This is a genomic window from Vibrio cincinnatiensis (assembly GCF_022113815.1).
In the GTDB taxonomy this organism is placed as follows: Bacteria; Pseudomonadota; Gammaproteobacteria; order Enterobacterales; family Vibrionaceae; genus Vibrio; species Vibrio cincinnatiensis_A.
This window is the reverse complement of record NZ_SGOM01000010.1, coordinates 85,432-99,881: the sequence shown is the minus strand read 5'-3', so window position 1 is coordinate 99,881 and position 14,450 is coordinate 85,432. Positions and strand designations below refer to the sequence as shown.

The window sequence follows — 14,450 nt, the reverse complement described above, 5'->3', positions numbered from 1 at the left end:
TATAGGAAAGCTGACCACTTTTGTTACTTATCTTCGTTATTATCTAGCGAGAAATTTTGAATTATAGGAATGTCACATGAAACGAGTCGTAATCACCGGTATGGGTATTGTTTCCAGTATCGGTAACAACGTCCAAGAAGTTTTAGCGTCTCTGAAAGCCGGCAAATCAGGCATTACTGCTTCTGAGCAATTTAAAGAGCAAGGCCTACGCTCTCAAGTGTGGGGTAACCTGAAAATTAACCCATCAGAACATATTGATCGCAAACAAATGCGTTTTATGGGTGATGCTGCTGCGTATGCTTATTTATCCATGGAGCAAGCCATTGCAGATGCTGGTTTAACGCCAGAACAAGTTTCTAATGATCGTACAGGGATCATCGCCGGTTCCGGTGGGGCATCATCATTAAATCAAGTGGTGGCTGTTGATACACTACGTGAAAAAGGGGTGAAACGCATTGGGCCTTATATGGTGCCACGTACGATGTCTTCGACCGTTTCTGCATGTCTAGCCACCCCATTTAAAATTCGTGGTGTGAATTATTCCATCAGCTCGGCATGTGCCACATCTGCTCACTGCATTGGTAATGCGATGGAACTGATTCAATTAGGTAAACAGGACATCGTCTTTGCTGGTGGTGGTGAAGAATTAGATTGGTCTTTGACGATGATGTTTGATGCGATGGGCGCACTCTCAACGAAGTATAACGATACACCAGAGCAAGCCTCACGCACCTATGATGCAGACCGTGATGGTTTTGTTATCTCTGGAGGCGGCGGTATGCTGGTGATTGAAGAGTTAGAACACGCTTTAGCTCGTGGTGCCAAAATATATGGTGAAATCGTAGGGTATGGTGCGACGTCTGACGGCTATGACATGGTTGCTCCTTCAGGTGAAGGTGCCGCACGTTGTATGAAAATGGCGATGCAAAATGTTGATCATGTGGATTATGTGAATACCCATGGTACTTCAACACCGGTTGGTGATGTGAAGGAGTTAGGCGCGATTCAAGAAGTCTTTTCGGGTAACAGCCCAGCCATTTCTGCCACAAAAGCTATGACGGGTCATGCTCTTGGTGCGGCAGGCGTTCATGAAGCTATCTACTCTACTTTGATGTTGCATCATAATTTTGTTGCTCCCAGCATTAATATTGAAACATTAGATGACGCCGCTCAAGGCTTAGATATTGTAACGGAAATGCGCGAGCAGCCATTAACAACGGTTATGTCTAATAGCTTTGGATTTGGCGGAACGAACGCAACGTTGGTCATTAAAAAGTACTCAGCGTAATTACTAAATACCGTAAGGTAAAAGGTTTCCAGAACCGATCGGTATCGCCGATCAAACAGACGCAGACTCTGTCCCCTGGAGAGCGGGACGGGATCCTTTTGTTCTGGATATTCACCCGGTGACCAATTGGCACCGGGTATTTTTATTCTCGACACCGTGAATGCTTTTCTGCACAATGCTGGTCAAACAGACGATACGCCTCGGTGAGTTGAGTGTTCTTCTCATTGTTCCCCTTTATTCCTCAAAAATAACTTGTGTGAATCTGCTATGAAAATATTGATTGATGAAAATATGCCTTATGCTGAGTCGTTATTTTGTCAGCTTGGTGAGGTGATCTTAAAACCCGGGCGAACACTAACAGCCGATGATTTAATCGATATTGATGCTTTGATGATTCGCTCAGTGACGAATGTGGATGAACGTCTGCTTACGAAAGCGAATCGATTAAAATTCGTTGGTACGGCAACTGCAGGTATGGATCATGTAGACCAAGCCTTATTGGCTGAGCGGGGCATCTTTTTTACTGCCGCTCCCGGTTGTAACAAAGTTGGAGTAGCCGAGTATGTGTTTAGTGTTTTGATGGTACTTGCTCAGCAGCAAGGCTTCTCGGTATTTGATAAAACCGTAGGGATTATAGGTGCAGGTCAAGTTGGGACTTATTTAGCGGAATGCTTAACCGGTCTGGGTATTAAGGTACTTCTTAACGATCCGCCTAAACAAGCTCAAGGGGATAGTCGTGAGTTTACACCGTTACCGACACTATTAGAAAAGGCGGATGTGATTACGTTACACACACCGATTACTCGTGATGGTGAATGGCCGACACACCACTTGATTAATGAGTCTGTTCTCCAACGTTTGCGTGGTGATCAAATTTTAATTAATGCAGCCCGTGGTCCTGTTGTTGATAATGAGGCACTTAAAGCCCGATTACAGCAGCACGATGGGTTCACGGCAGCGTTGGATGTATTTGAGTTTGAACCTCAGGTTGATTTGTCGTTACTTCCATTGCTTGCTTTTGCGACGCCACATGTCGCAGGTTATGGTTTAGAAGGGAAAGCACGTGGCACAACGATGGTGTTTAATCGTTATAGTGAGTTTTTAGGGCAAGCATTTTGGGCAAACCCATCGAGCTTACTCCCGGTTGCTCTTATTCCAGAAGTGACATTAAATCGACGATGGGATGAAGCGACGCTGCTAAACTTAACTCAATTGGTTTACGATGTTCGACGTGATGATGCGCAGTTTCGCCGCGAAATTCAGCAACCCGGAGCCTTTGATCAAATGCGGAAACAGTATTGGGATCGGCGGGAATATAGCGCAATCAGGCTAGTGGGGGATGAATCTTGTCAACTCGAGCCACTAGCAAAATTAGGTTTTAATATAGAGGTAACGAATGAGCCAAGAATTTAATGTTGCCATTTTCGGCGCAACAGGTGCCGTGGGTGAAACGATGTTGGAAGTTCTGCAAGAACGCCAGTTTCCAGTTGGTGAATTATTTTTACTAGCCAGTGAGCGTAGTGAAGGTAAAACCTATCGTTTTAACGGTAAGACAGTCCGCGTACAGAATGTGGAAGAGTTCGATTGGTCTCTTGCTCATATTGCTTTGTTTTCTGCAGGAGGAGAGCAGTCTGAGCGCTGGGCTCCGATTGCCGCAGAGGCTGGTGTTGTGGTGATTGATAACTCTTCACAATTTCGTTATGACTACGATATTCCACTGGTTGTTCCAGAAGTCAACCCACAAGCCATTGCAGAGTTTCGTAATCGAAATATTATTGCTAATCCGAACTGTTCAACCATCCAGATGTTGGTGGCCTTAAAACCGATTTATGATGCTGTTGGCATTGAACGCGTTAACGTGACCACTTATCAATCCGTTTCTGGTGCAGGTAAAGCAGGCATCGATGAACTTGCAGGGCAGACAGCCAAGTTACTGAATGGTATTCCAGCTGATCCTCAGGCCTTCAGTCAGCAAATCGCTTTTAACTGCATTCCACAAATTGATCAATTTATGGAGAACGGTTATACCAAAGAAGAGATGAAGATGGTGTGGGAAACCCAGAAAATCTTTAATGATCCTTCTTTGATGGTTAACCCAACTTGTGTGCGGGTTCCCGTTTTTTATGGCCATGCTGAAGCGATACATATTGAAACCAGTCATCCGATAGATGCTGAACAAGTTGTTACGTTATTAGATCAAACGGATGGTATTGAGGTTTTCCAAGGAGAGGAGTATCCAACACAAGTTCGTGATGCTGGCGGTAAAGACAATGTGCTAGTTGGACGTATCCGTAATGATATTAGCCACCATAGTGGTATCAACTTATGGGTTGTTGCCGACAATGTGCGTAAAGGTGCTGCAACGAATGCCGTGCAGATTGCAGAAGTTTTGATCCGAGATTACTTTTAGCTGAATGTGTTGAGGTAATGAGTCATAAAAAAACCACCGTACGGTGGTTTTTTTATTCGATTACTTTGCCTTGTGTGCATCAGGATCGGTTTTACAGTTTCCGTCTGCACATTTACCATACAGATATAAACTGTGATTAGTTAGTTTTACATTGTAGCGAGCGGCAATCTCTTTTTGACGCTGCTCGATAACATCATCTGAAAACTCGATTACTTCACCACAATCGAGACAGACTAGGTGATCATGATGATGTTGGGTCGAGAGTTCAAAAACTGATTTGCCCCCTTCAAAGTGGTGGCGAGTAACAATGCCAGCATCATCAAATTGGTTTAAAACTCGATAAACGGTGGCAAGACCGATCTCTTCACCGAGATCAATCAGCTTTTTGTACAGCTCTTCAGCACTAATATGTTGGCACTCTGGCTGTTGCAATACTTCTAAAATCTTTAGCCGAGGAAGGGTTACTTTAAGACCAGCATCCTTTAGCGCTTGGTTATTGTCTGACATATACTTTCCCGTTGATGATCTGCCGTCGTAAACAGAAGTCAATATTGCCCCACATTATAGGTCACCCAGTTAAAACAATAAACCCGAAGTTCAAAGGGTTACTGTCTTTATTTATAAAGTCTAGCCAAATCACGGCGAAACCCGATCAGGCCAGTTACAATTGTGCAACATTAACCGTATTGTATTTCTCAACCTCATGATCAAGCTTATCCTTATCGCTAAGAGGTTGAGAGCACTTAGAGTCTAAGGCACGGATAGCATGAATAAAACACTGGAAATGTTATATAAACCCAATATTGTGAAGTGGGCACTAAATAGTTGGCCTCCTTTTTGGGGCGCAGGAATAAAAATTGAATCGATTAGCAATGATTTTCGTGAAGCAAAGCTACGTTTAAAATTACGCTGGTGGAATAAAAATGCGAACCGATCCCAATATGGAGGGAGTATTTTTTCTCTTACTGACCCTGTTTACTCGTTGATGTTGATGGGGATTTTAGGTAAGCAATATTATGTGTGGGATAAAGAGGCGAGCATTAATTTTATTAAACCCGGCCGAAGCGATCTTTATGCTGAATTTTTGATTTCTCAGGCTCAATTAGATGACATATTGAGCGTCACCGCCAATGGGGATAAATGTTTTCCGGAATTCATCATTCATGTCAAAGATAAGGAGGGAAATGTGGTTTCTGAGGTGCATCGTAAGTTATACGTTCGGAAAAGACCAAAGTATCGCGCCAGTGGGGTTGATACATTGCCTTTATGAGAATCACGAACTTATTCATATTCTATCGAGGAGAGTTATTTGCTGTACTTTGATATTGCTCGCACAGTTCAATCCATGCTTCCGCTGTACGAGAAACGTACCGTTCAGCGTGCCAAATCACGCAGAGTTGCCAATCAATCGTCGGAATGATGGGCCGTACCAGAACACCATCGCTCTGTATCCGCTGACAAAGGGGTTCTGGTAAAAAGGCTACACCAACCCCGCTTTTGACGAGGGCTACTAGAAAGTCCCATTGGCTGCTACGCGCCGCGATTTGTGGGGTAAACCCTTGTTGCTGACAGAGAGTCTGAACATAATCACTTAACGTAAATTCTTGGGTATAAAGGTAAAAGGGCTCATTTTTTAACATGTCCCAAGTAATTTTAGGCGTCTCTTTCCAAGGGGAAACATTGGGTACAACCGCATAAATAGGATAACTATCAAGCACTAAAGTATTTAGGTTTTGTTCAGCATGATGGGAAAGCATCGTGACAGCCACATCAATCTCGCCATCTAATACGGCTTGTTCTATTTTTCGGCCTCCGTATTCAACTATCGTCATTTCCACATTTGGGTACGCTTGGCGGTATTGGCGAATCACTCTCGCATAGAGGTGCCCAACCATTGGGGGGATTCCTAATCGAAGTTGACCTCGCTGTAATTGGTTTAGATCAATCAGTTCGGCATTGAGTTGGGTCAAATGTGCGATAATTTCTACGGCACGTTGGTAGACGATCTCGCCTGCCTCGGTGAGCCAAAAACGCCTTCCTTCTCTATGTAATAGTGGTTGACCTACTTCAAGCTCAAGGCTACGAATCATTTTACTGATGGTGGGTTGTGTTACATAGAGCTGCTCTGATGCACGGGTAAAACTTTGCTGGTTAACGAGTTCAACAAAGTATCGAAGCGCTTTAATGTCCATGATGATCTCGGTGTCCTCAGTATTCCATTTTGGAATGATATTTATAATAAAAAGTCATTTTATGCAGGTTTGTTACCTTACTATACTGTGACTAATTTCACAAAAATATCGAATGATAGAATGAGAAAACTAGAAAATGGTTTGCTGACTTTAGGTCAAATTTCGGTTTTAGCCTTGATATGGTTTATTGCCGATTATTTGGTACATCGTTTTCATCTTCCTATCCCGGCTAACTTAACAGGTATGCTCTTGTTATTGGTATTGGTGTTTAGCCGAGTTGTGAAGGTGGATTGGCTGCGCAGAGGTGCATCGTGGCTGCTGGCGGAGATGTTATTATTTTTTGTCCCTGCTGTCGTTGCCGTCGTGAATTATCAGCCGCTAATGCGTCAGCAAGGGCTGCGTATTATGTTGGTTTTAGTGATCAGTACCATCGTGGTGATTGCGGCGACGGCTTGGGTGGTCGATAAGCTATATCGTTTCGAATTAAAATTAGCTCGACGCAAAAGCCATTCGGTGAGAGGAGCATAAGATGTCTATTCATCTATCGTTACTGGGGATTGCTTGCCTTGTTTTAACGTTGCTTTTTTACTATGGCAGCAAAATGCTGTATCAACGTAAGCGTTCGATATTATTAATGCCGCTTCTGCTTGCTCCTTTACTCTTGGTGGTTGTCGTGATGGGGTTAGGGATTCCGTATCAAGCTTATATGGAAGAATCTCACTGGTTGCTCTGGTTACTTGGCCCGGCAACAGTCGCTTTTGCTATTCCAGTTTATGATAACCGTAAGCTAATTCGCCGCCATTGGCTTTCACTATCCGTTGGGGTTGTGGTGTCGGTCATTGTGGCAGTGGGCAGTACCGTTTTGCTTGCTCGTTGGTTTGAATTACCCGAATTGTTACAACGCAGTTTAGCCATGCGTTCGATAACAACGCCTTTTGCTGTTGAGGCAACACGTTCTATTGGTGGGCAAAGTGACTTAACGGCTCTGTTTGTTGTGTTAACGGGTGTAATTGGTATGGCGGTGGGGGAAACCGTGTTAACCGTGCTGTCGATTCGCTCTCGTTTTGGTAAAGGTGCGAGTTTAGGGGCATCGGCCCATGGTGCAGGAACCGCCAAAGCATATCAAATAGGAAACTCTGAAGGTGTCGTATCTAGTGTCGTTATGATGATTGCAGGGATGGTTACCGTATTAATAGCTCCATTCTTAGGACAACTTTTGTGGTAACACGTCGAGACGGAGGTGTGAATTTAGGTAAAAAATAGCCCTCAGTACAGAGGGCTATTTTTTAGTCGTCTAGCTCAGCGAGACACATTTCTTCATAAACTTGGTTTACCCAAGTGGTGACACGTTGATCAGTGAGTTCTGGTTGACGATCTTCATCAATACATAAACCGACAAAGTGGCTGTCATCCACTAATGCTTTCGAGGCTTCAAATTCGTAGCCTTCTGTTGGCCAATGACCCACAATAGTTGCTCCTTTTGCTTCGACGATGTCACGTACCGTGCCCATCGCGTCACAGAAGTATTCCGCATAATCTTCTTGATCTCCACACCCAAAAATGGCGACCAACTTGGTAGAAAAATCAATGGCTTCTAACTCAGGGAAAAAATCATCCCAGTCACATTGAGCTTCACCGTAATACCAAGTAGGGATGCCTAGCAGTAGAAGATCGAAATTATCAATATCTTCTTTACTGCTTTTGGCGATATCTTGGACGTGGACCAGTTTTTTACCGAGTTGTTTTTGAATCATTTTTGCAATAGCTTCGGTGTTACCTGTATCGCTACCAAAAAAGATACCTACACTTGCCATAGAGTCTTTACCTTTACATTGTTATCGGTTGATGGGAATAATGCTAGGTCATTAGCCCAGCCCTGTGCCTTCCCAACTGAGTTGAATAAGGCCTTTGGCAATAAAACCCGCGCAACCTAAAAATAGCACAAGCCATACGATACGACGGCCAAATGGCGGAACATTACCTTGTTTCAATACGTCTTTTATTGCCATTCCAATAAAGAAAAAAATGGACGCAAAAAGCAGATCAAGCCCAATCGATTCGAGCATGTTCATATAGTCGTAAAGCATGGTTATCCTTTATACCAATTTGCTTGCGCGAACTATACCACTGTTATTGGTCAAAGTTAATCAACCCATGATCTTTGATTTATCCCTTATTTTTATATGGATTATGGGGTTAAACGATGAACTTCCGGATTGCACGCAATACTTCGACGGGTTTTTCGGCATGTAACCAATGCCCTGTATTAGCAATCACATGCGCTTTAGCATGGTGAAATTGTTGTTGAATCACCACTTGATGCTCTGCGGTTAAATAATCTGAATCAGCTCCTTTAATAAAGAGTGTCGGCGTTTTATTTTGCGCGATAGGTTCCCAGCCTAGGATATTCCCGTAGTTAGCTTTTATTGCCTTAACATTAAAGCGCCAAGCCATCACACTGTCTTGGCTTATGAGTGATTTACTGAGAAATTGACGAACGCCTTCCAACTGAATGTGTTTGGCTAAAATAGCCATCACTTCACTACGAGAGGTCGGTTTTTGTTCTAGAACAGCGTTTAACCCAGCGAAAACATTATCGTGTCGACGTACTGTATACGCAATGGGGGCCATATCGAGTACGATTAACTGTTGTATGATCTCTGGATCTAAATCGGCTAGCTTCATCGCGACCTTTCCACCCATTGAGTGGCCAATGAGAGTGGCTTGAGAGATCTGGAGGTGGTGAAGCAGCCGAGCGACATCTCGTGCCATTAACGCATAGTTATGCTCTGGTGAGTGAAAAGATTGACCATGGTTGCGTAAGTCAATACTTAATACTTGGTGGTCTGTTTTTAGGTCTCGGGCTAATAATCCTAAATTATCCAAACTCCCAAATAGACCATGGATCAAAACAACGGTGTGACCCTCACCTTCGAGTTTATAATTGAGCAGTGCTGACATTTTATCTTAATAGTAATGGGTTTAACGTAGAGTCTCGGCAAAGATCTCGCTATAATCCCACAGAGTTTAAACATTGAGATTGTGAAAAGCGAATGAAAACAATAGAGGTTGATGAAGATCTATACCGTTACATTGCTAGCCAAACCCGACATATTGGTGAAAGTGCGTCAGATATTTTGCGCCGTTTGCTGAATGTGGATAGACAGTCTATGCAAGAGTCAGCATCGGATGTGCTGGCGACTAAAGGTATAGTTGTGAGTAAAGATGCCGCTCAAGAAACGAAAATCGATAGCGTCAAAGAGATGCGCGCCTTACTGATTTCAGATGAATTTGCTGATCTGAAAAAAGCGATTGATCGTTTTATGTTAGTGCTCTCCACACTCTATCGTGTCGATCCTGAAAGTTTTTCTGAAGCCATGTCGGTTAAAGGCCGGAAGCGAGTGTATTTTGCGGATAATGAACAAACATTATTGGCCAATGGACAAACCACGAAGCCAAAAGCGATTCCTCATACGCCATTCTGGGTCATTACTAATAATAACACGAGCCGAAAACAGCAAATGGTTGAGCAAGTTATGGTTCGGATGAATTTTCCGACCGAGATCATTGATAAAGTGACTCAATCTATTTGACTTTTTAGAGAACGAAGGCCAAAAGTCTGATTGAAACCTCATAATATGCAGTTAAAACAGCGTATTATGAGGTTTTTTATTTGTCGTTATTTTACATAGGATGTCATTATGGCTATGCACCCACGTGCAGGACAAAAAGCACAACAGCAGGATTTGCACAATATCCCCGCCCTTGTGGCCAACTACTACTTATTGCAACCTGATCCAAAAAATCCGCAGCATCAAGTTCAGTTTGGCACATCAGGCCATCGGGGCAGCGCCGATAAGGCGACATTTAATGAAAATCATATTTTAGCCATTGCTCAAGCAGTGGTGGATATTCGTGCTGAGCAAGGAACAAATGGCCCTATCTATGTGGGGAAAGATACTCATGCTCTATCAGAACCAGCATTAAGCAGTGTACTTGAAGTTCTGATTGCCAATGGTGTTGAAGTGATTATTCAAGAAAATAATGGCTATACACCAACACCGGGCATTTCCCATGCCATTTTGACTCATAATCTTCAGCATACGGCGAAAGCAGACGGTATTGTGATTACACCATCGCACAACCCTCCTCAAGACGGTGGAATCAAATACAACCCAACTCACGGTGGACCTGCAGAGGGGGCGTTAACCCAAGCGATTGAAAATCGGGCTAATCAACTGATTGCTGAAGGGTTAAGCGGCGTTAAACGTCTTTCTATAACAGAGGCCAAGCAATCCCCATTATTGAAGCAAGTGGATTTAGTGAAACCTTATATTGATGACCTTTCTAATGTTGTTGATATGCAAGCCATTCAAAACGCCAAGCTGAAAATTGGCGTTGATCCACTGGGGGGGAGTGGGATTGATTACTGGCGTCAAATTGGTCAGGCCTACAATCTAGATTTAACCTTGGTCAGTGAATCGATTGATCCTACTTTCCAATTTATGTCATTAGATAAAGATGGCGTGGTACGTATGGACTGTTCATCGCCTTATGCGATGGCTGGGCTATTAGCACTTAAAGATCAATACGACCTTGCTTTTGGTAATGACCCTGATTATGACCGTCATGGCATCGTAACCCCACAAGGTTTGATGAATCCCAACCATTTCCTCGCAGTATGTATTGATTACCTTTATCGTCATCGTACAGAGTGGAACGCAGAAGTTGCCGTTGGCAAAACATTAGTGTCTAGCGCTATGATTGATAAAGTCGTTGCTGATTTAGGCCGTGAATTATGTGAAGTCCCCGTTGGATTCAAATGGTTTGTTGATGGCCTGTACACCGGAAAATTTGGCTTTGGTGGCGAAGAGAGTGCGGGTGCTTCTTTCTTACGTAAAGATGGTACACCTTGGTCAACGGACAAAGATGGCATTATTTTATGTTTGCTGGCTGCTGAAATTACTGCCGTTACCGGGAAAAATCCTCAACAATATTATGATGAACTCGCCGCTAAACATGGTGATTCTTATTATAGCCGTATTCAAGCGGTGGCGAATGGACCACAAAAAGCTGTACTGAGTAAGCTATCACCAGAAATGGTTTCTGCTCAGACATTAGCCGGTGATCCGATTACGGCTCGTTTAACGCATGCACCGGGTAATGGTGCAGCCATTGGTGGGCTAAAAGTGACCACAGAATTTGGTTGGTTTGCTGCTCGTCCATCGGGAACGGAAGATATTTATAAAATTTATTGTGAAAGCTTTAAAGGGGCGGAACATTTAACCCTGATTGAGCAAGAAGCACAGCAGATTGTTAATCAAGTTTTTAACGACGCTGGTTTGTAAACACGCGATACACAGTTTGTATGGGAAGGGAGGTACGAAGTACTTCCCTTTTTTATTTGAGCTAATTGACGTCAGCCGATGCTGGCCAATGACGAGGCATAATAAACCAAAAGAGACCCGATTCACTTTGGCAATGAATAAATTCCTGAGCGAGGTGGTCAGCGAAGTAAGGTGATGATGTTTTTCCTCTGCCAGTCAACCATTGTGGCTTATCTAAAGAGTAGAGTGGTTCATCAATCAGAGATACTTGATCTTGATAGCACCAATGCCCTTGAATCTGAGTGCGATTGAGTGGGTAGCCTAAGCATTCTTTGGGAAGATTCTCTGACTGAAATGGATTGGTATATAAACGCCCTTGCATCAATAAATGCGGTTTGGCCTTCGCCCATAATGGGTAGTTTTCACAAAAAATGGGATGGGATGAGAGTGTTAACTGGTGATTAAGCATGTGGGAAAGTTTTCGATCCAGTCTATCTTCCGCATTGGGGCCATACCATCGCCCCTGATGAAGAAGATAAAATTTTATCGCCACTTCCCAGTGCTCATACTCATTGGTCTGGCGATTTTTAACAATAAAATCAATCGCACCGAGTGTTTTCCCATGTTCGTTAAGCTGAATTTCTTCTGATACCGCATTATAACGAGGGGTGAGAGTAAACAGTTGCTGGCATATAGACTGGTAAATAAATCCTAACCTTGGATTTCCTTGATAGGGAGGCCAGTATTGCTCATTCGATGGTGGTGAAAAAGGTACTTTTTTCACCAGAGGGGAAGCGTGTTCAAATAGCGTTGGGGTTTTGATGACCCAAGAGATCAGCGGTGTTATGTCCATAATGTTTACTCTTACTGCGACCGTACAGTTTTCGACATTCTAACTTGAAATTGTTATAACCACGCCATGCTAATCAAGTTATGGAACACAAGATGAACAATTTTCAGTTAGAAGCGTTGTTAAATGAGACCTTATCTCCACAATTAATTAAAGATTACTGCCCTAATGGGCTGCAAGTAGAAGGTAAATCTGAAATAAAAAAAATTATTACCGGAGTGACGGCATCTAAGGCATTGATTGAAAAGGCAGTAGAACATCAAGCTGATGCACTGCTTGTTCATCATGGTTACTTTTGGAAAGGCGAGTCTGAATCCATTCGTGGTATGAAAGGTGATCGGTTACGGACCCTGATAAAACACGATATCAATTTGCTGGCTTATCATTTGCCGCTTGATATTCATCCTCAATTGGGTAACAACGCTCAGTTAGCACAGTTGTTGGAAATTGAAGTGGAAGGTGGTTTAGAAGGGCATCCTCAATCAGTGGCTATGTATGGTTCTTTGCGTCACACATCAAGCGGTGAAGCCTTGGCAGCCAAGATAGCTCAAGTCCTTCATCGGCCACCGTTACACATTGCACCTGAGCAGCAAGATAAACCGATTAAGAATATTGCTTGGTGTACTGGTGGTGGACAAGACTACATCATGCTTGCTGCTGAACAAGGAATGGATGCCTTTATTTCCGGAGAGGTTTCAGAGCGAACGACCTATATAGCGCGTGAACTTAATATTCACTATTTTGCAGCTGGCCATCATGCAACGGAGCGTTATGGTGTTAAAGCCTTAGGGGAATGGTTGGCGAAAAATCATGGTTTTGAGGTCGAGTTTATTGATATTGATAATCCAGTATAAAAAGAAAAGAGCGAGGTTTTGACCTCGCTCTTTTCTTATCTAACCCACGTTAGGTACTTATTCACGTTCATGAAGTGGTTGGAAATCTCTTAGTTTCTGACCAGTATAGAGCTGACGAGGGCGGCCAATTCGATTATCTGGGTCACTATGCATTTCATTCCAGTGCGCTATCCAACCAATGGTACGTGACATGGCAAAGATCACGGTAAACATTGAAATTGGGATACCAATGGCTTTCAAAATAATACCTGAATAGAAGTCTACGTTAGGATAGAGCTTCTTCTCAATAAAGTATTCATCAGAAAGGGCAATGCGTTCTAGCTCCATTGCCACATCCAAGAGTGGGTCTTGAATATTCAACTCTTTCAATACGTCATGACATGCTTCTCGCATTACGGTCGCACGAGGATCATAGTTTTTATACACTCGATGCCCAAAGCCCATTAAACGGAATGGATCATCTTTATCTTTTGCTCGTTCAACATATTCAGGGATCTTATCGACAGAGCCGATTTCTTCCAGCATACGTAGGCAAGCTTCGTTTGCTCCACCGTGAGCAGGCCCCCATAGTGATGCGATACCTGCGGCAATACAAGCAAAGGGGTTGGCTCCTGAAGAGCCCGCAAGGCGTACGGTCGAGGTTGATGCGTTTTGCTCATGATCCGCGTGTAAGGTAAAGATTTTATCCATGGCTCGAGCAACGATAGGGTTAACTTCGTACTCTTCACATGGGTTTGCAAACATCATGTGCAAGAAGTTTTCCGCGTAAGTGAGATCATTACGAGGATAAATAAAGGGTTGACCAATGGAATATTTATAACACATGGCCGCGAGCGTGGGCATTTTAGATAACAAGCGATAAGCTGCGATCTCTCGGTGTGTATCATTGTTGATATCGAGTGAATCGTGATAGAAAGCCGCGAGTGCTCCAACAACACCACACATCACCGCCATCGGGTGAGCATCTCGGCGGAATCCATGAAAGAAACTCGCAATTTGTTCATGCACCATGGTATGGCGAGTGACGGTTTTCTTAAATTCATCATATTGTTGTCGAGTCGGGGCTTCACCATAAAGCAGGATGTAACAAACTTCTAGATAATCCGCATTATTGGCTAATTGATCGATAGGGTAACCTCGATGTAATAGAACACCTTTATTACCATCAATATAAGTGATTTGAGATTCACAAGATGCAGTGGCAAGAAAACCCGGGTCAAAGGTAAAGTAGCCATTCGAACCTAACTGACGAACATCGATTACTTGAGGACCCATGGTCCCATCCATGATCGGCAGGTTGATAGGTGCTTTTCCTTCAATGTGAAGGGTTGCTTTCTTATCTGCCATAACAATCTCCTTTGTTTATTATTTAATCCGTCCAGGATGTTTGTGTGTCATTCTTGTACGTCTGATCTCATTTAAAGTCAATTTTTCTCCTCTGTTGTGTGCACTTACTTTGATTTTTTATACATATAAAGTTAAAAATCTGTTCTGTGTAGCAAAAATTGTTACATCATTTGTTGTATAAT

16 protein-coding genes are annotated in these 14,450 nt (G+C 43.2%); 9 read left to right on the top strand and 7 right to left on the bottom strand.

The window, feature by feature from the left end; translation table 11 throughout:
• The first annotated feature begins 76 nt into the window (after positions 1-76).
• The 3 genes from fabB (at position 77) to EXA13_RS13120 (ending at position 3,698) form a co-directional block, all read left to right on the top strand.
• Complete coding sequence (fabB, locus tag EXA13_RS13130; RefSeq protein ID WP_238133568.1) at positions 77-1,288, top strand: beta-ketoacyl-ACP synthase I; 1,212 nt, start codon at positions 77-79, stop codon at positions 1,286-1,288.
• A 267-nt stretch (positions 1,289-1,555) separates the two neighbouring features.
• Entirely contained in the window at positions 1,556-2,701 is a 1,146-nt protein-coding gene (locus EXA13_RS13125) for a 4-phosphoerythronate dehydrogenase (protein WP_238133567.1), read from the top strand.
• Complete coding sequence (locus tag EXA13_RS13120; protein ID WP_238133566.1) at positions 2,685-3,698, top strand: aspartate-semialdehyde dehydrogenase; 1,014 nt, start codon at positions 2,685-2,687, stop codon at positions 3,696-3,698. The genes EXA13_RS13125 and EXA13_RS13120 overlap by 17 nt, the downstream gene beginning before the upstream one ends.
• Positions 3,699-3,758: 60 nt before the next feature.
• Here EXA13_RS13120 and fcrX read toward each other — a convergent pair whose 3' ends face one another.
• Positions 3,759-4,205 (bottom strand): ferric iron uptake transcriptional regulator FcrX, encoded by a 447-nt coding sequence (gene fcrX, locus EXA13_RS13115; RefSeq protein WP_238133565.1) that lies wholly within the window; start codon positions 4,203-4,205, stop codon positions 3,759-3,761.
• A 259-nt stretch (positions 4,206-4,464) separates the two neighbouring features.
• Between fcrX and EXA13_RS13110 the strand changes: the two genes are divergently transcribed.
• A complete protein-coding gene (locus EXA13_RS13110; protein WP_238133564.1) occupies positions 4,465-4,968 on the top strand; it encodes a DUF4442 domain-containing protein in 504 nt (167 codons plus the stop codon).
• Positions 4,969-4,990: 22 nt separating this feature from the next.
• Here EXA13_RS13110 and EXA13_RS13105 read toward each other — a convergent pair whose 3' ends face one another.
• Positions 4,991-5,890 carry a LysR family transcriptional regulator gene (locus tag EXA13_RS13105; RefSeq protein ID WP_238133563.1) on the bottom strand — a complete coding sequence of 300 codons (900 nt, stop codon included), beginning with the start codon at positions 5,888-5,890 and terminating at the stop codon, positions 4,991-4,993.
• 120 nt (positions 5,891-6,010) lie between these two features.
• On the opposite strand from EXA13_RS13105, the gene EXA13_RS13100 reads away from it, so the two are divergent.
• Together EXA13_RS13100 and EXA13_RS13095 are read left to right on the top strand one after the other, a co-directional pair.
• Positions 6,011-6,418 carry a CidA/LrgA family protein gene (locus tag EXA13_RS13100; protein WP_238133562.1) on the top strand — a complete coding sequence of 136 codons (408 nt, stop codon included), beginning with the start codon at positions 6,011-6,013 and terminating at the stop codon, positions 6,416-6,418.
• 7 nt (positions 6,419-6,425) lie between these two features.
• On the top strand, positions 6,426-7,115 hold the full coding sequence (locus EXA13_RS13095) for an LrgB family protein (RefSeq protein ID WP_238133606.1): 690 nt from the start codon (positions 6,426-6,428) through the stop codon (positions 7,113-7,115).
• A 61-nt stretch (positions 7,116-7,176) separates the two neighbouring features.
• On the opposite strand, the gene fldA is transcribed toward EXA13_RS13095, so the two are convergent.
• The 3 genes from fldA to EXA13_RS13080 all read right to left on the bottom strand — a co-directional run bounded on the left by fldA (position 7,177) and on the right by EXA13_RS13080 (position 8,851).
• Positions 7,177-7,704 carry a flavodoxin FldA gene (fldA, locus tag EXA13_RS13090; protein WP_238133561.1) on the bottom strand — a complete coding sequence of 176 codons (528 nt, stop codon included), beginning with the start codon at positions 7,702-7,704 and terminating at the stop codon, positions 7,177-7,179.
• Between the two features lie 51 nt (positions 7,705-7,755).
• Positions 7,756-7,977: a DUF2788 domain-containing protein gene (locus EXA13_RS13085; protein ID WP_099611496.1), complete on the bottom strand. Its 222-nt coding sequence runs from the start codon at positions 7,975-7,977 to the stop codon at positions 7,756-7,758.
• Positions 7,978-8,086: 109 nt separating this feature from the next.
• Positions 8,087-8,851 carry an alpha/beta fold hydrolase gene (locus EXA13_RS13080; protein WP_238133560.1) on the bottom strand — a complete coding sequence of 255 codons (765 nt, stop codon included), beginning with the start codon at positions 8,849-8,851 and terminating at the stop codon, positions 8,087-8,089.
• Between the two features lie 92 nt (positions 8,852-8,943).
• Here EXA13_RS13080 and seqA point away from each other — a divergent pair, with 92 nt between their 5' ends.
• The gene (seqA, locus tag EXA13_RS13075) at positions 8,944-9,483 is read left to right on the top strand and encodes a replication initiation negative regulator SeqA (protein WP_238133559.1); all 540 of its coding nucleotides are present in this window, start codon (positions 8,944-8,946) and stop codon (positions 9,481-9,483) included.
• A 108-nt stretch (positions 9,484-9,591) separates the two neighbouring features.
• On the top strand, positions 9,592-11,238 hold the full coding sequence (gene pgm / locus EXA13_RS13070) for a phosphoglucomutase (alpha-D-glucose-1,6-bisphosphate-dependent) (RefSeq protein WP_238133558.1): 1,647 nt from the start codon (positions 9,592-9,594) through the stop codon (positions 11,236-11,238).
• A 61-nt stretch (positions 11,239-11,299) separates the two neighbouring features.
• Here the strand turns inward: pgm and EXA13_RS13065 are convergent, their stop codons facing one another.
• A complete protein-coding gene (locus EXA13_RS13065) occupies positions 11,300-12,070 on the bottom strand; it encodes a DUF1853 family protein (RefSeq protein ID WP_238133557.1) in 771 nt (256 codons plus the stop codon).
• Positions 12,071-12,162: 92 nt separating this feature from the next.
• On the opposite strand from EXA13_RS13065, the gene EXA13_RS13060 reads away from it, so the two are divergent.
• Positions 12,163-12,921: a Nif3-like dinuclear metal center hexameric protein gene (locus tag EXA13_RS13060; protein WP_238133556.1), complete on the top strand. Its 759-nt coding sequence runs from the start codon at positions 12,163-12,165 to the stop codon at positions 12,919-12,921.
• 57 nt (positions 12,922-12,978) lie between these two features.
• On the opposite strand, the gene EXA13_RS13055 is transcribed toward EXA13_RS13060, so the two are convergent.
• Positions 12,979-14,268, bottom strand: coding sequence for a citrate synthase (locus tag EXA13_RS13055; RefSeq protein ID WP_238133555.1), 1,290 nt, complete (start codon positions 14,266-14,268; stop codon positions 12,979-12,981).
• Between the last annotated feature and the right edge of the window lie 182 nt (positions 14,269-14,450).